A 20,515-nucleotide genomic window follows, 5' to 3' on the forward strand; every position below is an offset into this window, starting at 1 on the left:
AGTGTCCTTTATTGTAAATTTACCTAAAATTCATTTATTGCTTTCCATTTTTATGACCGATTTAAAGAAAGAATTTCCCGTATTACAAGAATATACTTATCTCAACACAGCCTCTTGTGGTCTTCTATCCAAAACCCTTACCGAATGGCGTAGAGAGCAGGATGATCGTTTGCTAAAAGGAGGAAGTGTATTTAGGGATCTTCATAAACCACATATTGAAAGAATTCGTAGTACAGTGGCACGTTTTTTTAGTGCTTCGGAAATGGAAATCGCGCTGATTCCAAATTTCTCTTTTGGATTTAACACCCTATTAAATGGTCTTCCGAAGAACAAAAAAGTACTATTGTTAAAAACCGATTATCCATCAATTAATTGGCCTGTAGAGAATCGCGATTTTGATGTGTGCTACGCTGAGGTTGATACAAATCTTGAGCAAAATATTGAAGAAGCGGTTCGTGAACATCAACCCGATGTATTTGCTTTTAGCATAGTTCAGTATCTCACAGGTATTAAGATTGATTTTGATTTTTTAAAACGACTCAAAGCATATCATCCGGATTTATTATTAATTGGAGATGGTACTCAGTTTTTAGGCACAAGCGAGTTTAGTTTTTCTGAAAGTCCGTTAGATGTTGTGGCCGCAAGTACTTATAAATGGATGCTTTCGGGCTATGGAAATGGCCTGCTTATGATAAAAGAGGATGCACAAAGAAAGATATTACCAGAAACCATTGGGTTTAACTCGGCTGATGCTATTTTTAGTAAACGAAATGATTTTGCTTATGTAAAGCACTTCGAACCTGGTCATCAGGACACTTTAAATTATGGAAGTCTGGAACAATCGATTTTGAATATGGAAAATATTGGGATGGATGTAATTTCAGAAAGGATAGCTTCATTGAGCACACTTGCAAAATTGCGATTTGCTGAATTAGATTTGTTAGATGAGACTACCCTTAATCGTGAGCAGCATTCAAATATTTTCAGCCTAAAAGGAGGTGATGCGATTTTTCAGAAATTAAAAGAGAACAAGATAATTTGTTCTCAACGCGGTAAAGGAATCAGAGTCGGATTTCATTTCTACAATACCGAGGAGGATTTGGAGAAATTGATTAAAGTCTTTAAATAAAAAAAGCCACTATCGAATAATAGTAGCTCATTTATTGTAAAAGGATAAAAATTTCCTCTTTTGATAAATCTTAGTTTATTTTCCGGTCTTGAAATTAAAAGGCACCGTGTATTTGATAGCTCTTGGTTTTCCACCCAACAGACCAGGTTTCATTTTTGGAATTGCCATGATATTTCGTTTGGCTTCAGCTTGTAAACCAGCATTACCACCAGTTACATTTTTAACATCTACCATTCCTTTCTCATTAATTATAAATTCAACAACCACCTTGCCTTGTACATTGTTTTTGTATTCAGTAGCAGGGTATTTAAAGTTTTTGATGATATGCTGAGTAAGTTTTTGATCGAAACAAGCATCTCTCTTGGCAGAATTATCAGCTTCACAACCTGGCCATACCGGTGCGATCTCTTTCATTGTAAGTTTGTTTTTGTTTACATCACCCCATTCCGATTGAGCTAAGAATGATGTTGAAACAAATAGGCAAGCGATGATAAATAGGTTTTTCATAAGTAGGTTTTAAAAATTTAAATTGCCACAGCTCCTTTAATGTGAGGATGTGGATGATAATCGACTAAGGTAAAGTCTTCAAATTTGAAATCAAATATATCCTTTACTTCCGGATTTAGCAACATCTTAGGTAAAGACTTTGGTTCTCTGGACAATTGAAGTTCAATTTGTTCCAGATGGTTATTGTATATATGCGCATCACCAAAAGTGTGGATAAAGTCACCGGCTTCCAGTCCGCAAACTTGTGCCATCATCATTGTAAATAATGCATAGGATGCAATATTGAAAGGTACGCCAAGGAATATGTCGGCACTTCTTTGATACAATTGGCATGATAATTTTCCATTGGCTACATAAAACTGAAAAAATGCATGGCAGGGAGGGAGTGCAGCTTTTCCATTGGCAACATTTTCTGCAAATGGCTTACTCGTATCTGGCATTACACTTGGATTCCAGGCGCTAACCAACATCCGACGACTATCGGGATTTGTTTTTAAGGTTTGTATTATTTCTGAAATTTGATCAATCTCTTCGCTATTCCAATTTCTCCACTGATGCCCATATACCGGACCTAGATTTCCTTTTTCATCGGCCCATTCGTTCCAAATCCTCACCCCGTTCTCCTGAAGGTAATTAATGTTTGTATCACCATTTAAAAACCACAATAGTTCATAAATAATGGACTTCAGATGCAATTTTTTAGTGGTTACCATAGGGAATCCCTCACTTAGATCGAATCTCATTTGGTAGCCAAAAACGCTTTTAGTACCGGTTCCAGTACGGTCGTGTTTTTCAGTTCCGTATTCTACAACATGTTTTATTAGGTCGTGATATTGCTTCATAAATACTTAATAATTTTCGGTCTAAATGTAAAAAAGTGAACGCATATTTGTTGAAATGATTGCCTTTCAGTTATCAATAGTTATTAACGACCTTAATTTTTGCTACAGAGAATCAAAGTTTCAGAGTTGCAAAGTTATTTTTTAATCCAACTATCCAACATTCCTATCCAATAATCATTCCAGCAATGGCAGCAGAGATTAAAGATGCGATTGTTCCACCTAATAAGGCACGCATACCAAATTTTGAAAGTGTTTTACGCTGTCCGGGAGCTAGCGATCCTATTCCTCCTATTTGAATTCCGATAGAGGCAAAATTAGCAAATCCACAAAGCATATACGTTGCCATAATGATTGATTTTTCATATTTCAAGTGAAGAAGATTGCCAACATCTTTTAGTTCTGCTAATTGAATATAGCCTACAAACTCACTTGCCGCTAGTTTTATTCCTAGTAATTGCCCCATCAACATCATATCTTCAGTAGCAACACCGACCAACCACATTAAAGGTGCAAAAATTGTTCCCAGCACTGCTTCAAGTGATAACGCAGGATACGATGAATTGTCTGCCACCCAACCATTAATAGGGGTTACGCCACCAATATATCCTAAAATGCCATTTATCATAGCAATAAAAGCCACAAATACCAATAACATGGCTCCCACATTCACAGCCAGACGTAATCCCTCTGTAGTTCCATTCGCGATAGCATCGAGTATATTCGAGCCAATTTTTTCGGTAGAAACCCGTACATCGGTATTCACTTCTTCGGTTTGCGGATATAGAATTTTGGAGATTACAATCGCTCCGGGTGCCGCCATTACAGATGCGGCCAGAAGGTGTTTTGCAAAAATAAGTCTTAATTCAGGATCTTCTCCTCCCAGGAAACCAATATAGGCAGCAAGTACAGCACCTGCCACAGTTGCCATCCCACCAATCATAACAAGTAACATTTCGGACTTGTTCATTTTTTCGAGATAAGCCTTTATCAATAGTGGGGCTTCAGTTTGACCTAAAAAAATGTTTCCTGCTACACTTAGACTTTCAGCACCCGAAATTTTTAGAGTTTTCGTTAAGAGCCATCCCATCGCTTTTACCACTTTCTGAATGATGCCCAGATAAAACAATACCGAAGTTAATGCCGAAAAGAAGATAATTGTAGGTAACACCTGAAAGGCAAAAATGAACCCGAAGGTATCCATATCGACTACTAAACCTTCGAATAAAAACTTACTTCCTGCACGGGTAAAATCGAGAATATTGATAAATACTTTCCCAATGCCTTCAAAAATACTTTTTATTAGCGGCACTTTTAAAACTCCAATGGCAATGATGAGTTGAAATGTGAGTCCGATTCCAACCGTTTTCCAATTAATGGCCTTTCGGTTATTACTAAATAAGAAAGCAATAAATATAAGCGTGATCATCCCTAATACTCCACGCCACAAGCTATTTATTGAAAATCCTTGAACAGGTATTATATCAGCGTTCTCAGGAGTTGTGGTTATTGGAAGAGCTTCGGAAGTATTTGCTGCTTTAAAAAGATACTTTACATTATTTTCTGAAAACACCAAGCTGCTATCTGTCACTTCGGTAACACGGTATCTCCGAATGGTATCTGTGGGTTTATTGAAGAAAAGTACTAGAAGGTTGTTCTGATAGATATAATCTCCTGAGGCTTTTAAATTATTCTTTGCTTCAAGAGTATATTCGAAGGCGCCATCTTTCAGATTAAAATGATCGGTTTCAGAATTAACAGGGAACAAAGCCTCACCATTTTGATTTTCGACCTTCGAAAAATTCCAATTCTTATCTAGTGTTTGCCCAAAACTTCCGAAGAAAATAAAACAAAAGGCAACTAATAAAATTCTCTTCATAATATAAAGGGTCAATTTTTTAAAAAACCGAGAACCATTAACGATAACCGGAATATTTTGAATCTATCTTTTTGAAATTTCATCTCTTATTCTGGCAGCTGTTTCGTAATCTTCATTTGCTACTGCCTGATCGAGCATTTGATTAAGTTCTTTTAGATTGTGCTTGCTATAATCTACCCCTGTGGATTTTACAGATTCTTTGTCTGTCCCTAAAATAAGTTCGTCGATCACAGCATCTTCTTTTTCAGAAATATTCTGAGATTTCTTCTTTGGAGATGTTTTTAGGTAAATACCAGCTTTATCGAGAATGTTTTTATAAGTGAAAATGGGTGCTTTAAAACGAAGTGCCAATGCAATAGCATCGCTGGTTCTGGCATCGATAATTTCCTCTATTTTGTCGCGCTCACAGATAATGCTGGAATAGAAAACTCCATCAACTAACTTATGTATAATTACTTGCTTTACAACGATCTCAAAACGGTCTGAGAAGTTTTTGAAAAGATCGTGAGTAAGTGGTCGGGGAGGTTTGATTTCTTTCTCGAGGGCTATTGCTATAGATTGTGCTTCAAATGCACCAATAACGATTGGAAGTTTTCTTTCACCACCAACCTCACTCAATATTAAAGCATAAGCTCCATTTTGAGTTTGACTATAAGAAATTCCTTTTATATTTAATCTAACGAGACTCATCTATGATCTTTTCGTTGCGCAAATATTCCCCTAAATTTCCCTTCAAAATGAAAGCCTAAAAACTTAAATGTGAATTGCATAATTGGTTAAAGCGTTTTTCTTTTAATAAAAATGTGATGAAAAATACTCACATAAACCATTAAAATTACAAAATTTTAAATAAAAAAAGCTGTTTAAAGTAGGACGTGTCCTACTTTAAACAGCCCTTGTATTTAGGCACAAAGTAACAAAAATTATGCGTTCTGAGCCTTAAACTCTTTTAATTTTTCATTGAGTTGCGGGATCACTTCAAACGCATCTCCAACGATACCGTAGTCTGCTGCTTTAAAGAAAGGCGCCTCGGGATCATTATTAATTACAACTTTTACCTTCGATGAGTTAATTCCGGCTAGATGTTGTATCGCTCCTGAAATACCGATCGCGATGTACAAAGTAGCAGCTACTGGCTTTCCAGTTTGTCCAACATGCTCACTATGAGGTCTCCACCCCATATCACTAACGGGTTTAGAACAAGCCGTTGCAGCTCCAAGTATTCCTGCAAGCTCTTCGATCATTCCCCAGTTTTCCGGACCTTTTAATCCTCTTCCACCAGAAACTACAATTTCTGCATCTGCAATTGTGACTTTATCGGTCGCCTTATCAACAGATACAATTTTCATATCGAAATCATGTGCATCAAGATTAGGTGCAAAATTTTCGCTTGCACCTGCAGCCGAAGCTTCTTTAAGTCCGTATGCATTTTTAGCCAAACCGACTAGTTTTATGTCTGTCGTAATCTCTGTAAAAGAGAATGCTTTATTTGTGAAAACACTATGCTTTACCTTAAAAGGCGAAGTGCTTACTGGTAAACCTGTGACGTTTGGAACGTATCCGGCTTCCAGATTAACGGCAACCAAAGGTGCCATAAATTTACTATTAGCACTGGCTGTTAAAATCACCACTTTTGCATCTTCTTTCTTTGCTGCCTGAGCCACTACATCTGCGTAAGCTTCGGCATTGAAATTCGTTAAAGAGTCATTTGAAACTTCAAGAATCTTAGCAGCACCATAGGTTGCCAATTCACTTGCATTTCCACCATTGATGGCAACTGCGGTTACCGATGTTCCCATCGCGTCTGCAATCCCTTTTGCATAAGAAACTGCTTCTAAAGCTATCTTCTTAAACTTCCCTTCTTCTGATTCTGTATATACTAAAACACTCATATTGTATTATTTATTAGGCTCTCCGTTTAGAGGAAAAACGAGGGTATTATGCGTTTATGATTCGGCTAAAACATCCTCACCCTCAACCCCTCTCCTTCGAGGGAGAGGGGAGAGATGGTTAATAATTATTTATATCACTTTAGCTTCGTTGTGTAAAAGATTGATTAAGTCATCTACATTATCTACCAGTTTTACCGCTCCTTTAGGTGCTGGTTTTTCGAAGCTCACAGCTACCGTCTCTGATGTCGCATCAGCGGGTTCTTTAACTGTCAATGGTTTGCTTCTTGCTTGCATAATTCCACGCATATTTGGGATGCGTAAATCACTTTCTTCTACCAATCCTTTTTGACCACCAACTACCAATGGAAGTGATGTTTTTAAAGTTTCTTTACCACCGTCAATCTCACGAATCGCAGTAGCTTCATTTCCATTTACTTCCAGACTAATACAAGTATTTACAAAATTTGCACCAATTAGCTTCGCTAACATTCCGGGAACCATTCCTCCATTGTAATCGATCGATTCACGTCCGCCAATGATTAAATCGTATGCGCCTTCCTTAGCAACATTTGCCAATTGTTTGGCGACAGAAAATCCGTCGGTTGCTGGTGTATTAACACGAATAGCTTCGTCTGCACCAATTGCCAATGCTTTACGCAATGTTGGCTCTGTTTCCGGCCCTCCTACATTTATTACATGCACTGTGGCACCTTGTTTTTCCTTAAACCACATAGCTCTGGTCAATCCAAATTCATCGTTGGGATTGATTACAAATTGCACGCCATTGGTGTCGAATTTGGTATCCCCATCGGTAAAGTTAATCTTTGAAGTTGTGTCCGGTACGTGACTTATACACACTAATATTTTCATATTTGAAGTATTTTTTTATTTATGAAATTTTTAGAAAAACCGAGTCTGACATCTGCTTCGGTTTTATCGCTAAACATTCACTTAAAAAGTTACTGTTTAACAGTGTGCGAAGATACTAATATATTCTGAATTTTACTATGCGTGCATAATAAAAAATTTTGTTCTTTTCTGAAAGAATTTCAATTTCGCTGAATGTTATAACAGCTCTTACTGAAGCTTGCGATTCTGATTTTATTTCACTTTCCCTCTTCCGTGTATTCACCTTGCAAGTGGTTAAAATGGACTTTATAGCAAATAAAAAGCTTCAGAAAGAACTAACTGACGGCAATATATTATGAAGAACATTGCATCAATTTGTAATTTCTTCGGCTGAAACAAATAAATAATATTATTTTTGTTGTTCTGTCTCTGCGAATTTTTCGGATATCAGAAGCCATAAAAATAAATCATAACTAAAAGCTATCCGCCATAGGTGGACACAGATATGAAGACCTTACAATTTAGAGAAGCCATTTGCGAAGCGATGAGCGAAGAAATGCGTCGTGACGAAAGTATATATTTAATGGGTGAAGAAGTTGCCGAATACAACGGAGCTTATAAAGCCAGTAAAGGGATGCTGGACGAATTTGGTGCCAAACGTGTTATCGACACACCTATTGCTGAACTTGGATTCTCAGGAATTGCTATCGGTTCTGCCATGAATGGAAATCGACCAATTGTTGAGTATATGACCTTTAATTTCTCGTTGGTCGGAATCGATCAAATCATAAATAATGCGGCAAAAATACGACAGATGTCTGGCGGACAGTTCAATTGTCCAATTGTATTTAGAGGTCCAACTGCTTCTGCTGGTCAATTAGGGGCCACACATTCTCAGGCTTTTGAGAGTTGGTTTGCAAATTGCCCCGGGCTTAAAGTAGTTGTGCCAAGTAATCCGGCCGACGCTAAAGGGTTGCTTAAAAGTGCGATCAGAGATAACGATCCAGTAATTTTTATGGAAAGTGAGCAGATGTATGGAGATAAAGGTGAAGTACCGGAAGGAGAGTATTTAATTCCCTTGGGAGTAGCAGAAATTAAAAGAAAAGGAAATGATGTTACTATTGTTTCCTTCGGAAAAATAATAAAAGAAGCTTACAAAGCAGCCGAAACATTAGCGGAAGAAGGAATAGATTGTGAAATCATCGACCTTAGAACTGTTCGTCCAATGGATACCAATACTATACTTGAATCGGTAAAGAAAACCAACCGACTCGTAATATTAGAAGAAGCATGGCCCTTTGGTAATGTTGCTACAGAAATTACGTATCAAGTTCAAAGTCAGATATTCGATTATCTAGATGCGCCGATAGTAAAAATAAACACGGCAGATACGCCTACTCCATATTCGCCGGGTCTTTTGGCAGAATGGTTGCCGAATAGTGAAGATGTAGTGAAGGCTGTGAAAAAAGTGATGTACAAGTAAGTTATTGTACTTTTTCCTGTCTAAGATTTTTTTCTATTGAACACACCTTTTGTGTGCAAAAACAAAACCCCCGAATTAGCGTTTATAATAATTATGAAGCAATCCCTACTCTTTCTCTTTATTTTACTGACTTATAACACGATAGCTCAAACTAAAGTCAGTGGTGAAGTTAAGGATGCGTTTGGTGAACCTGTAGCATTCGCAAATGTTATCTTCAAAGATTCGTATGAGGGAACAATAAGTAATGAGGAAGGTAGATTTTATTTAGAGAGCGATGCAAGTTATAGTACGGTAACTTTTTCCTTTATTGGTTATAAAACCCAAGAGCTGGAATTAACACAAAAAAGTACTTATAAGATTGAAATAGTCCTCGAGGAAGAGGCTGATGCTTTGAGTGAAGTGGTGATTTATAGTGGAAAACAGTCTAAAAAGAACAATCCTGCTATCGATATTCTTCGAAAAATATGGGAAAACAGACGTGAGAACGGAGTTAAGAAGTTTAAGCAATACAGCTACGATAAATACGAAAAACTAGAATTCGATCTTAATACCATAGATAGTTCCTTGACAAAAAGTAAAATTTTCAAGGGGATGGAGTTTATTTTTGATCAGACAGATACTTCCAATATTACCGGAAATACCTATTTACCTATTTTTATTAATGAGGCGTCGTCTAAAATATATGGGGACAATCTACTTAATGAAGAAAAAGAAGTTTTGGAAGGGAATAAAAATTCAGGTTTTAGTAATAATAATACCCTCATTGCTTTTCTAAAAGATCTTTACAGCGAATACGATGTGTACGATAATTACCTTAAATTTTTTGATAAAGCCTTTACCAGTCCCTTATCCCGTACGGGAGTTGATGTGTATAATTATGTTCTTCTAGATAGTGCCTTCAGGGATAATAAGTGGTGCTATAACATTGTGTATTATCCAAGAAGAAAGAATGAACTTACATTTAAAGGTGACTTTTGGGTAAATGATTCTACCTGGGCCATCAAGGAAATTAACCTTCAGGCGTCTAAGAGCGCCAATCTAAACTGGGTGCGTGAGGTGTATATCGAACAGGAATTCGACGTTTTAAATGATTCTATTTTTCTTATTACTCGTGATTATTTTATGAGCGACTTTAGCTTCAGAAAAAAAGAAGAGGCACAGGGAATTTATGGAAAGAGGACCACTTTATATAATGATTATGTGTTTGACATTCCGAAGGATAAAAAATTCTATAAAGGTCAAGTAGATCCTTATCAATACGAAGTTTATAATCGCCCGGATGATTTTTGGGAAAACAAGCGGCTTGAGCAATTAAGTAAGGATGAGAAAGGAGTGTATAAAATGCTTGACACTCTAAAAACGGTGAGAAGGTTTAAAACCTTATATAATTTGGGTTCGGTATTAGCTTCGGGTTATTATGAGGTAGATAATTTTGACATAGGACCCGTATTTTCAATATTTGGGTTTAATGAAGCTGAAGGCATGCGAATCCGCTTGGGTGGACGAACTTACTTTAGTCAGAACGATCGATGGCGACTGGAAGGCTTTGGTGCCTACGGGTTTAAAGATCGGCGTTTTAAATATGGAATTTCAGGAAAATACTTATTAGATCGAACTTCAAGACTAACCGTTTATGGAGGTAATCGAAGGGATGTAGAACAGACAGGAGCTAGTCTAACCAATAGTACGGATGTATTGGGTCGTAGTCTTGCGTCGTCTTCCTTGATATCGGTGGGAGCAAATGATCGGCTTACACGGATCAATCTAAGTACCGCGGGCTTTAGTATAGAACCGAGCAAAAATTTTAATATCAGACTTACAGGTTCTTACAGGACTCTTAAATCGGCAACAGAGACCTTTAGCATAGATTATAAAGTGTTTGAAGATGGTATAGATACTGGTGTCGTTAAAAGTGAAATTAAACAACCGGAGATTGAATTAAGTTTTAATTATACGCCGGGTAGAAAGACTTCCGGATATGGAGTTGAAAGAACATTGATAAATAGTGGAGAGTACCCTAATTTCTTTTTAGGTTATACCAAAGGTTTAAAGAGTATAATGGATGGAGATTTTGATTACGAGCGACTTCAGGCATTATATACCCAGCCATGGAATATTGGCGGTATAGGTAGATTGTACTCTACAGTAGAGGTAGGTAAAACTTTTGGAGATGTACCATTAAGTTTGTTGAATCCAATTCCTGGGAATCAAACATACTTTAGTATTTACAATAGTTTTTCACAGTTGGATTATTATGAATTTGTGAGCGATTCTTATGCTTCACTTCATTTACAGCATAACTTTGGAGGTCGCATTTTTTCTCGAATTCCTTTTCTTCGGAAGTTAAACTTAAGAGAAGTAATAGGGTTTAGAGCTGTTTACGGCGAAATCTCGCAAGGAAACATTGATATAAATGCCTCTAATATTGTTTATCAAGCACCAGAAGATATCTATTGGGAATATAGTGTAGGTGTGGGTAATATTTTTAAAATATTCCGTTTGGACTTTAATTTTAGAGGAAACTACCTCGATAATCCCAATGCCAGACGTTTTGGCGTAACAGGCGTTTTTGGCTTCGAATTTTAACTTCTACATTTTTAAAATTATTACTGATTTGGCAAGGTAGTTGTGTTTTTTTATTATGCTTAAAAAAGTTACTGACTAGGCCGTAGAAATCTATTTGAATTCTACTATCTTTTTTTATATCTTTATGTCTTCCCCAAATGCGACTAAGCCTTAGTCAGTTACTACTTGTAAATTACATAAGCTATGAAATTATTATTTTTTTCCTTTTTCTGTCTATTGACAGTATCACTTGTCGCAGCACCTCAGGTGACGTTGTATTATGAATATACAGCAGAAGGGTATTCGTTGTACGCGGATAATGAAGAATCTTTTCCCGTCGTTATCGAACTCGAATTTGAACTACAAAATCTGAAAATAGTACCTGAAGACTTTCAGAAAATAACAGTACCACCAAATAGTACCAAGTATAAACTAGTAGATTTAATAGCAATTAGTGTGCTTAAAGGCTATGATTTTGAATATACCTATAAAGCAGAAAAAGGTATTGAATTGTCTATTTCACAAGAGGCTGTGGTTGATATTAAAGAGGTAAAAAGTAAGGAGCCCAAGACTGATGTTTTAATTGAAAATCCAACGTCTAAGCCTGTAATTGATAGCGAAACCAAATTTGAGAAACCAGATGATAGAATCGCCAAGGTTGAGGTAAAAGTACCTGAAATTAAGCAAGTCGTTGTTACTCCAATAAAAGAAGTAGAACCTCAAGTAACTCCACCAGTCAAGAAACAAGAAGTCATAGTGATATCGGAACCGGTAGCTAAGGTGCCAACGCCCAAAGTTAAAAAACCTTCTGAAACCATTAAAACACCTAAGAAAATAATTACTCCTGTGGTCAAAGTCGATACTCCACCGGTTGCAATTGCTGTCCCCGTTGAAGTTACTAAATCGGTAATACCTAAAGTGGACAAGGTTGATGTACCGGTAGTCGTGAAAAAGCCGGAAATTATTGAACAACCAACTATTGTTTCTAAACCAATCGCTGCTGAAGCTATTCCTGTTTCAACACCTGAACCGGTTGCAATTGCTAAAGTCGAAACTCCTAAAGTGAATTTGGAAGTGAAAAAACAGCAGAATGAGGTCACTGAAAAAATAGGGGTGAATTCTAAAGTAACCGTAGTTCCGCGTAAGGAGGATCAGCCGTCTACTCCAATGACAGACCAACCTGATATTAGGATTTTGTCTCCAACTGTTAGCAAGCCTACAGTTACTGAAAAAACCGAGCTTGTTAAGCCTGCTGAGGTTGTTATAACACCTGAAGTTGTGAAAGCACCAATTATAGTGAAAACGCCTGAGGTGGAAAAAGCTCCCGTAGTTGTGAAAGCACCAGTTGTAGTGAAAACGCCTGAAGTGGAAAAAGTACCTGTAGTTGTCAAGACTCCTGTAGTTGCGAAAGCACCGGAAGTTACCCGTAAATCAACAATACTTGACAAACCAATTGCCGTTGAAAAACCAGCTCAGGAAATTGAAAAAACTCCTATAGCTACGTTTGACACATCCGGTAAATTTGATGCGGCCTTTAAATATCATCTGCCATTTAGCAAGGGGCAAGGCTTTAATATCTCTCAAGGTTATCAAGGGTCCACATCTCATAAAAACAAATTCGCTCTCGATTTTTCAATGCCACATGGAACTGGAATTTATGCCGCCAGAGAAGGAATTGTGGAGAAAGTTGTTCAGAGTAATTTACAAGGGTGTGCTACTTCAAATTGTGCTGCATCCGACAATTATATAATAGTACACCATGCAGATGGAAGTTTTGCTAAATATGGACATATTCAAAAAGAAAGTTCGGTTGTAGCGGAAGGAGTAATCGTAAAAGCAGGTCAGTTAATTGGTTATAGCGGTGCTACCGGATGGACCAGCGGCCCAGCCTTGCATTTTGAAGTATATCGTATTAAAGATGGAGCGGAGAAAACTGTGAAAACCAATTTCTTAACTGGTGATGGTAGTGATTATGGTATTTTAATGGAACTTCAACGTTACGAAAAAGGTTATTAGGTCTCATAATTACAGTTTCGTCATTGACTGCTAAGTACTTAAGGTGAGCGACTCTTTTTGCTCCACTTTGAATGGAAAGGTCACGCGACTTCTTTTTATCTTTAATTTAGGTAACTAGTGGCACTTTTATTTTTACAATTTTTTTTGCTTCGGAAGCCAAACAATTTCAGTACTTTTGCACCCTCTTAAAACGAGGTTGGATTGGCCTTGCTTTTTGAATGAATTCTGAAGTTGGTAAAAGCTTCTAGATTCACCCAAAATCACGTTTCAGATAGTTCTGAAGCATTTTGTAAATTGAATATTATTCAGAAATTAAAAAGATTATGACAGCCGATAAAATAAATACTTTCGATGTATTAATTGAAATTCCGAAAGGAAGTCGAAACAAATACGAATACGATTTCGAATTAAAAAAACTACGCTATGATCGTATGATTTTTTCTTCCATGATGTATCCAGCAGACTACGGATTTATTCCGGAGACATTGGCATTAGATGGAGATCCGTTAGATGTTCTTGTTTTGGTTACTGAGCCAACTTTTCCGGGATGTGTTATTGAAGTAAAGCCTATCGGTGTTTTTCATATGGCAGACGAAAAAGGACCAGACGAAAAAGTGATCTGTGTACCAGTTAGTGATCCTATTGCGAATACTGTAATGGATCTTTCAGAATTAAATCCTCACCTTATTAAAGAGATCGAACATTTCTTTCAGGTTTATAAAGATCTTGAAGAAAAGAGAGTTGATGTTGGTGGTTGGGGCGATGTTTCCGAGGCTAAAGAAATCGTAGCTAAATGTTTAGATCGCTTTAGAGCTAGTGATGTTCCTTTTAAAGAAGTGAGTATCCGATAGTTTCAAAAATAAATTAATAAGATTGCCCTATTAAAAGCCCTTCCAAAGTAGATTTGGAAGGGCTTTTTAATTTACTAGGATTTACCTACTTTTGCCCAGCTAAATAACAAATCAATCTAAAATATATATATGGAATCAATGATGATTTATATGCCAATCGCAATGGCTTTAATAGGATTACTTTACATGGTAGTTAAAAAATCATGGGTAATGAAGCAAGACGCCGGAGATGGAAAGATGAAAGAAATTTCTGATCACATCTATGAAGGTGCCCTAGCGTTCTTAAATGCAGAGTACAGATTGCTAGCTATTTTTGTTGTAATTGTGAGTGTACTATTAGCGATCGTATCCTTTGTAGTACCAACGACGCATTGGCTTATTGTAATTGCGTTCATTTTTGGAGCTGTCTTTTCTGCATTTGCCGGAAATATAGGGATGAAAATAGCAACCAAAACAAATGTTAGAACAACACAAGCTGCTCGTACAAGTTTGCCAAATGCGCTAAAAGTATCATTTGGTGGAGGTACAGTAATGGGGCTTGGTGTAGCTGGATTAGCTGTATTAGGTTTAACAGCATTCTTTATATTTTTCTACAACTTCTTTATGGGTGGAGTTTGGACTTCAACCGCAGATATGACCATTGTTCTTGAAACCTTAGCAGGATTCTCTCTTGGAGCAGAGTCTATTGCTTTGTTCGCCCGTGTTGGTGGTGGTATTTACACTAAGGCAGCCGATGTTGGAGCCGATTTAGTAGGTAAAGTAGAAGCAGGTATTCCTGAAGATGATCCAAGAAACCCTGCAACTATTGCAGATAATGTTGGAGACAACGTTGGAGATGTTGCAGGAATGGGAGCCGATTTATTCGGATCTTATGTTGCAACTGTATTGGCCGCAATGGTATTGGGTAATTACGTAATTAAAGATATGGGTGGGAATATAGGTGAAGCCTTTGGTGGAATTGGACCTATCTTACTTCCAATGGCAATTGCCGGAGCCGGAATTATTATTTCAATTATAGGAACCTTACTTGTAAAGATTAATAGCAACGACGCTAAAGAATCTCAGGTAATGGGAGCGTTAAATAAAGGTAACTGGACTTCTATTATTTTAGTTGCTGCAGCATGTTTTGGATTAGTAACTTGGATGTTACCTGAAACAATGCAAATGAATTTCTTTGGTGAAGGATTACAAGAAATATCTTCAATGAGAGTTTTCTATGCTACTTTAGTAGGATTAGTTGTTGGAGCAGTGATTTCATCTGTGACAGAATATTATACAGGCTTAGGTAAAAAACCTATTCTTAAAATCGTGCAACAGTCAAGCACTGGTGCAGGAACCAATATTATTGCAGGTTTAGCAACGGGAATGATTTCAACTTTTCCTTCTGTACTTTTATTTGCAGGTGCTATTTGGGCATCTTATGCATTCGCAGGATTTTATGGAGTTGCATTAGCGGCTTCAGCAATGATGGCAACGACTGCTATGCAATTGGCAATTGATGCATTTGGACCAATTAGTGATAATGCTGGTGGAATTGCTGAAATGAGCGAGCAGGAACCAATCGTAAGAGAACGTACAGATATATTAGACTCGGTTGGAAATACTACCGCAGCAACAGGAAAAGGATTCGCAATTGCTTCTGCTGCATTGACTTCATTAGCTTTATTCGCTGCTTATGTAACTTTTACCGGTATCGACGGTATTAATATCTTTAAAGCACCGGTATTAGCTATGCTTTTCGTGGGTGGGATGGTACCGGTGGTATTTTCTGCCTTAGCAATGAATGCAGTTGGAAAAGCTGCAATGGAAATGGTTCAGGAAGTAAGACGACAGTTTAGAGAAATTCCAGGTATTATGGAAGGTACCGGGAAACCGGAATATGATAAATGTGTTGCTATTTCAACTGAAGCTTCTTTAAAAGAAATGATGCTTCCAGGTTTACTTACTATTGGATTTCCACTCGTTATTGCCTTCGTCCCAATGATTTTTGGAATGGATAACTTGGCAATCGCTGAGATGTTAGGAGGTTATATGGCAGGAGTTACCGTAAGTGGTGTTCTTTGGGCAATCTTCCAAAACAATGCAGGAGGTGCTTGGGATAATGCTAAGAAATCTTTTGAAGCTGGTGTTGAAATTGATGGAGAGATGACATATAAAGGTTCAGAAGCACACAAGGCTGCGGTTACCGGAGATACAGTTGGTGATCCATTTAAAGATACATCAGGACCATCTATGAATATCTTAATTAAACTTACCTGTTTAATCGGATTAGTTATTGCTCCTATCTTAGGAGGTCATGGATCAACGACTCATTCTGAAAATGCTTCCGAAGAAATGATGTTTATCGATGAAGATGGTAATAAAACTATTCTTACAGATAAAGAAGCGATGCAGGTAGAAGGTAATGCATTAGTGGCGAAAGAAGTAATGGTAAAAATGTCTGTTGCTGGTGATCTTACCACTGCCGATGTTACAATTAAAACTACCAAAGACGGAAAAACTACTACCGAAACTAAACAATTCACAGGTACAGAAACGGAAGTTCAAGCACAGCTAGATGCTTTGAGTGATGTAGAGATGTAATAGGAAAAGCATTAATAATTTACAGCTTAAATTCGTTAAAATACAATTAAACCCTGCCTCTTTCGGTAGGGTTTTTTTATTATTTCTGTATCTTGGTTCTTGACTGTGGTTCAAGGTTTAGTTGGCTTCAGAAATGGAATTAATATTAAAATGATGAAATTTTTTAAAAAAGATCCTTTGCAGATTATTTGCTTTCAAAGTTATGGGAACGATTCACATTTTTACATCCGTGGACGTGGCCTGGAGGACGAGCAAATCGATCTTGAAAAAAGTGGTTTCTTTTCACTTCTGAAGAATACCTGGAAACGATTTGAAACAGATGAAATAGCAAATAGTGGGCTCACGGTAAAACTTCCGGATAACACTTTTTATTACACTGAAACAGATTCAAAAGGGTACTTTAAGCTTAAAATAGATCTTGAAAACCTGAAGCAATTGACCAATGAAGAAGGTTGGCTTTTGTATGAAGTAGCCTACAAGGATAAACACCTTGGTCGTGTCATTAACAACGATAATCGTTTTCCGGGAGAGATGTTAATCCCTTCTCAAAAGACTAGGTTCGGAGTTATTAGCGATATTGATGATACTATTTTAAACACAGGTGTCACCTCTTTTCTCAAACTAAAATTAGTATTTAATACCTTCTTCAAAAACGTTCGTAAACGCAGTCCGTTAGAAGGTGCTTCCAAATTTTACCATCTTTTGCATCGAGGCATTTCAGGTGATGAAGCCAATCCTGTGTTTTATGTGAGTCATAGTCCGTGGAATCTATATCGCTATCTGGAACTCTTTCTAAAAGCCAATGATTTTCCTAAAGGTCCAATATTACTACGTGACTTTCCGAAGCCATTCTCAAAAAAAGATCCTTCAGAAAAACCTCAGAAACAAAAAGAAATAATCGATCTGCTAAACACCTATCCAAATATGGAATTTATACTAATTGGTGACAGTGGGGAACATGATCCGGATATTTATATTGAGATAGCGGAAGCTTTTCCTGACAGGATTTTGGCGATTTATTTACGAAGTGTAAATCATAAGAAAAAGATGCTCCGAGTTCGCGGCCTTTTTGAAAGTTACAAAACGACACCAGTATTACTCGTGGAAAGCTCAGAACTTGCGATTGAGCATGCTAGAATAAACGGGTTTATTCAGTAAGTTTCTTAAAGAACTCGTAGGTGGCGTATTGTGAACGAAGCTTTTTCTTTTTATCAACTACGTAGGTGTTTGATTGTTCAGCATCAACAAGCCTAGCCTTCACATTGTCGGCTAACTGTAAATTGATTAAAGACCTAATCATTTCACAATGATCCTTATCGAGAATTGGAGTTACTACTTCTATTCGATGACTTAAATTTCGCGTCATCCAATCTGCTGAACCAATATAAATTTTTTCATCTTCACCTTTTCCAAAAATATACACACGACCATGTTCTAAAAAACGATCTACTACGCTTGTTGTGTATATATTTTCACTTTGTCCCTTGATTCCTGGAATTAGTGAACATATACCACGAATTAACAAACGAATCTTCACACCCGCATTGCTAGCCTTATACAGCAATTTTATCATGTTCTTATCTTGCAGGCTGTTCATTTTAAGTATAATCGATCCGCCAATACCACTTTCGGCTTTATCGATTTCGTTCTCCACCAAGTCAACAAAGGCATTTCTGGTGGAAAATGGTGATACAATAAGTTTTTTAGTCTTAGGAAAGATTATAATCCCTTCTAATACGAGAAATACCTTGTTGATTTCATCAGTAAGTTTTGGATGTGCCGTCATTAATCCAAAATCTGTGTACAAAGTTGATGTTTTCTCGTTAAAGTTGCCGGTTGCAATGTAGGCGTAACTATGTGTTTTTTCATCGATCTCTCTTTCGATGTAAAGTATCTTTGAATGGACCTTAATCCCGGGATAACTATAAATAACTGTTGCGCCGTTCTTTTTAAATATATCCCCCCATTTAAGATTGTTATGCTCATCGAAGCGTGCTTTTGCTTCTATAAAAACAATTACTTTTTTACCGTTTTTGGCTGCTTTTGCAATTCCTTCATTGAGTCTGGATTCTTCAGCAATACGATATAGGGTAATTTTAATAGTCGTGACTTTAGGATCTGTCGCAGCTTCTTCCATTAAACGAATAACCGATTCAAATGACTGATACGGATAATGAAGTAGTTGATCTTTTTGATCAATAGCGTCGAATATAGATCCGGTTTCTTTTTCTAACGGATGTGCGAGTGGAGGTAATTTAGTTATGCTGAGTTGTTTATCTGTAGGATTCGGAAATCCAAAAAAGTCTTTAAAATTATGATAGGTGCCGCCTAAAATAACGTCGGTATAGTTTACATCCAATGCCTTGTTTAACAACTGCTGCAATGGTAATGGCATTGTTTGATCCATTAACACCCTTGTTGCTTGGCCTGTATTTCTTTTTGGAAGTGAAGCCTTTATTTTCTCCATTAAATTACCGGAAAATTCATCTTCAATATATAACTCTGCATCTCTGGAAATCTTCAACGCATAAAAGGTGGTTGGTAGCTCCCGCTGCGGAGTTTGTTTCAGATTGTATTTTAAAATATCGTCTAGAAATGTGATGTAGTATTTTCCGTTATGCTTCGGAAAAATAAAAAATCGTGGTAATTCATTAGGTATTTCAACAATTTGAAAAGAATCATCCTGAAGTCCTGCAAGGTATAAAGATTCGTTTTCAACAAATACTTCATTCTGTGCCGAAAGTGGGAATGTCTTTACCGTTAGCTTGTCCGAAATTTCCTCTTTAAAGTAATTTTTGGCGACAAGTTTTTGTGTTTCAGAAAACATCTGGTAATCGATCAAATGAATTCCTTCACTTTTTAATTCCGGGATAATGGATTCTTTGAAAATCTTTCCGAAGGTATTTTGCTGAATATCCACCTGATTCTTAATCTCCTTCAAAACCTTGTTTGGTTTGGAAATCAATTTCTTCCGAAGCGGTTTTTCAAGATTCTTTATTTGTCGGATATCAGATACACGAACCCTGAAGAACTCATCAAGATTTGAAGAAAAAATGGCGAGAAATTTTATACGTTCGTAGAGCGGATTTCGCTCATCGGCAGCTTCCTGAAGGACTCTGTGATTAAATCGCAACCATGATAAATCGCGATGATAGTATTTTGAATTATATAATGAAGCCATTCGCCCTCTTAGGGTAATTAATCAGTTATTAGTAGCGCAAAGAACGATATAACTTAACAAAGTGTATGTTTTGAAAACGTTAAGATTTAAGTAATAAAAATATAAATAATAGGTAGGGCTTTTCTAAAACAAGCCGTGTAATTCGGCATCGATTCTATTAATCACTTCCCCAAGATGTTCAGGGTTATCTACAAAATCAAGGTTATCTACATCCAAAATGATAATATTTCCTTTATCGTAGTCATGCACCCAGGCTTCATAACGTTCATTAAGTCTGCTGAGATAATCAATGCTTATAGAATTTTCGTAATCCCTTCCACGTTTGTGAATTTGATTCACAAGGTTTGGAATAGAACTTCGTAAGTAAATTAAAAGATCAGGACCTTCTGTGACACTTTCCATAAGATCAAAAAGTGATTTGTAATTTTCAAAATCCCGATTGGTCATAAGACCCATTGCATGTAAGTTGGGAGCAAAAATATACGCATCCTCATAAATCGTTCTGTCCTGGATAACTTTTTTGCCAGATTCGCGAATTTCGAGAATTTGACGGAATCGACTGTTCAAAAAATAGATTTGTAAATTAAAGGACCAGCGTTCCATCTGATTGTAAAAATCGTCCAGATAAGGGTTGTCTTCTACATCTTCAAAATGAGGTTGCCATTTATAATGCTTTGCCAATAAACGTGTTAAAGTAGTTTTTCCTGAGCCAATATTTCCAGCAATAGCAACGTGCATAAA

The 20,515-nt window shown here is 37.0% G+C and carries 15 protein-coding genes; 7 read left to right on the forward strand and 8 right to left on the reverse strand.

Annotated features, from left to right (window positions below; genetic code table 11):
• The first annotated feature begins 37 nt into the window (after positions 1–37).
• Complete coding sequence (locus BXY75_RS11845; RefSeq protein WP_245962967.1) at positions 38–1,129, forward strand: aminotransferase class V-fold PLP-dependent enzyme; 1,092 nt, start codon at positions 38–40, stop codon at positions 1,127–1,129.
• Positions 1,130–1,204: 75 nt separating this feature from the next.
• Here the strand turns inward: BXY75_RS11845 and BXY75_RS11850 are convergent, their stop codons facing one another.
• From BXY75_RS11850 to BXY75_RS11875, 6 genes are all read right to left on the reverse strand, one after another.
• Positions 1,205–1,636: an energy transducer TonB gene (locus BXY75_RS11850; protein ID WP_121907982.1), complete on the reverse strand. Its 432-nt coding sequence runs from the start codon at positions 1,634–1,636 to the stop codon at positions 1,205–1,207.
• A gap of 17 nt (positions 1,637–1,653) precedes the next feature.
• Entirely contained in the window at positions 1,654–2,478 is an 825-nt protein-coding gene (locus tag BXY75_RS11855; protein ID WP_121907983.1) for a thymidylate synthase, read from the reverse strand.
• A 163-nt stretch (positions 2,479–2,641) separates the two neighbouring features.
• Complete coding sequence (locus BXY75_RS11860) at positions 2,642–4,354, reverse strand: NupC/NupG family nucleoside CNT transporter (protein WP_121907984.1); 1,713 nt, start codon at positions 4,352–4,354, stop codon at positions 2,642–2,644.
• Positions 4,355–4,417: 63 nt separating this feature from the next.
• Positions 4,418–5,044: a bifunctional nuclease family protein gene (locus tag BXY75_RS11865; RefSeq protein WP_121907985.1), complete on the reverse strand. Its 627-nt coding sequence runs from the start codon at positions 5,042–5,044 to the stop codon at positions 4,418–4,420.
• 233 nt (positions 5,045–5,277) lie between these two features.
• Complete coding sequence (locus BXY75_RS11870) at positions 5,278–6,246, reverse strand: electron transfer flavoprotein subunit alpha/FixB family protein (protein WP_121907986.1); 969 nt, start codon at positions 6,244–6,246, stop codon at positions 5,278–5,280.
• 129 nt (positions 6,247–6,375) lie between these two features.
• The gene (locus BXY75_RS11875; RefSeq protein ID WP_121907987.1) at positions 6,376–7,116 is read right to left on the reverse strand and encodes an electron transfer flavoprotein subunit beta/FixA family protein; all 741 of its coding nucleotides are present in this window, start codon (positions 7,114–7,116) and stop codon (positions 6,376–6,378) included.
• Between the two features lie 484 nt (positions 7,117–7,600).
• Between BXY75_RS11875 and BXY75_RS11885 the strand changes: the two genes are divergently transcribed.
• From BXY75_RS11885 to BXY75_RS11910, 6 genes are all read left to right on the forward strand, one after another.
• The gene (locus BXY75_RS11885) at positions 7,601–8,578 is read left to right on the forward strand and encodes a pyruvate dehydrogenase complex E1 component subunit beta (RefSeq protein ID WP_121907989.1); all 978 of its coding nucleotides are present in this window, start codon (positions 7,601–7,603) and stop codon (positions 8,576–8,578) included.
• Positions 8,579–8,671: 93 nt separating this feature from the next.
• Positions 8,672–11,164, forward strand: coding sequence for a DUF5686 family protein (locus BXY75_RS11890; RefSeq protein WP_121907990.1), 2,493 nt, complete (start codon positions 8,672–8,674; stop codon positions 11,162–11,164).
• Positions 11,165–11,347: 183 nt separating this feature from the next.
• Positions 11,348–13,159 carry a M23 family metallopeptidase gene (locus tag BXY75_RS11895; RefSeq protein WP_121907991.1) on the forward strand — a complete coding sequence of 604 codons (1,812 nt, stop codon included), beginning with the start codon at positions 11,348–11,350 and terminating at the stop codon, positions 13,157–13,159.
• Between the two features lie 323 nt (positions 13,160–13,482).
• Positions 13,483–14,010, forward strand: coding sequence for an inorganic diphosphatase (locus BXY75_RS11900; RefSeq protein ID WP_121907992.1), 528 nt, complete (start codon positions 13,483–13,485; stop codon positions 14,008–14,010).
• A 129-nt stretch (positions 14,011–14,139) separates the two neighbouring features.
• Entirely contained in the window at positions 14,140–16,593 is a 2,454-nt protein-coding gene (locus tag BXY75_RS11905; protein WP_121907993.1) for a sodium-translocating pyrophosphatase, read from the forward strand.
• Positions 16,594–16,746: 153 nt separating this feature from the next.
• Positions 16,747–17,751 carry an App1 family protein gene (locus BXY75_RS11910; protein ID WP_121908422.1) on the forward strand — a complete coding sequence of 335 codons (1,005 nt, stop codon included), beginning with the start codon at positions 16,747–16,749 and terminating at the stop codon, positions 17,749–17,751.
• On the opposite strand, the gene ppk1 is transcribed toward BXY75_RS11910, so the two are convergent.
• Positions 17,741–19,774, reverse strand: a complete 2,034-nt coding sequence (ppk1, locus tag BXY75_RS11915) for a polyphosphate kinase 1 (RefSeq protein ID WP_121907994.1) — start codon at positions 19,772–19,774, stop codon at positions 17,741–17,743. The genes BXY75_RS11910 and ppk1 overlap by 11 nt on opposite strands.
• A gap of 123 nt (positions 19,775–19,897) precedes the next feature.
• Positions 19,898–20,512, reverse strand: a complete 615-nt coding sequence (locus BXY75_RS11920; protein WP_121907995.1) for a deoxynucleoside kinase — start codon at positions 20,510–20,512, stop codon at positions 19,898–19,900.
• Between the last annotated feature and the right edge of the window lie 3 nt (positions 20,513–20,515).

It is taken from the genome of Ulvibacter antarcticus (genome assembly GCF_003688405.1).
Lineage (GTDB): Bacteria > Bacteroidota > Bacteroidia > Flavobacteriales > Flavobacteriaceae > Ulvibacter > Ulvibacter antarcticus.

What these genes read in the sequence shown, in the direction of transcription:
- BXY75_RS11860 (WP_121907984.1), bottom strand. Translation starts at nt 4,354, where the DNA reads ATGAAGAGAATTTTATTAGTTGCCTTTTGTTTTATTTTCTTCGGAAGT.
- BXY75_RS11895 (WP_121907991.1), top strand. Translation starts at nt 11,348, where the DNA reads ATGAAATTATTATTTTTTTCCTTTTTCTGTCTATTGACAGTATCACTT.
- BXY75_RS11910 (WP_121908422.1), top strand. Translation starts at nt 16,747, where the DNA reads ATGAAATTTTTTAAAAAAGATCCTTTGCAGATTATTTGCTTTCAAAGT.
- BXY75_RS11855 (WP_121907983.1), bottom strand. Translation starts at nt 2,478, where the DNA reads ATGAAGCAATATCACGACCTAATAAAACATGTTGTAGAATACGGAACT.
- ppk1 (WP_121907994.1), bottom strand. Translation starts at nt 19,774, where the DNA reads ATGGCTTCATTATATAATTCAAAATACTATCATCGCGATTTATCATGG.
- BXY75_RS11905 (WP_121907993.1), top strand. Translation starts at nt 14,140, where the DNA reads ATGGAATCAATGATGATTTATATGCCAATCGCAATGGCTTTAATAGGA.
- BXY75_RS11890 (WP_121907990.1), top strand. Translation starts at nt 8,672, where the DNA reads ATGAAGCAATCCCTACTCTTTCTCTTTATTTTACTGACTTATAACACG.
- BXY75_RS11875 (WP_121907987.1), bottom strand. Translation starts at nt 7,116, where the DNA reads ATGAAAATATTAGTGTGTATAAGTCACGTACCGGACACAACTTCAAAG.
- BXY75_RS11850 (WP_121907982.1), bottom strand. Translation starts at nt 1,636, where the DNA reads ATGAAAAACCTATTTATCATCGCTTGCCTATTTGTTTCAACATCATTC.
- BXY75_RS11870 (WP_121907986.1), bottom strand. Translation starts at nt 6,246, where the DNA reads ATGAGTGTTTTAGTATATACAGAATCAGAAGAAGGGAAGTTTAAGAAG.
- BXY75_RS11865 (WP_121907985.1), bottom strand. Translation starts at nt 5,044, where the DNA reads ATGAGTCTCGTTAGATTAAATATAAAAGGAATTTCTTATAGTCAAACT.
- BXY75_RS11900 (WP_121907992.1), top strand. Translation starts at nt 13,483, where the DNA reads ATGACAGCCGATAAAATAAATACTTTCGATGTATTAATTGAAATTCCG.
- BXY75_RS11920 (WP_121907995.1), bottom strand. Translation starts at nt 20,512, where the DNA reads ATGCACGTTGCTATTGCTGGAAATATTGGCTCAGGAAAAACTACTTTA.
- BXY75_RS11885 (WP_121907989.1), top strand. Translation starts at nt 7,601, where the DNA reads ATGAAGACCTTACAATTTAGAGAAGCCATTTGCGAAGCGATGAGCGAA.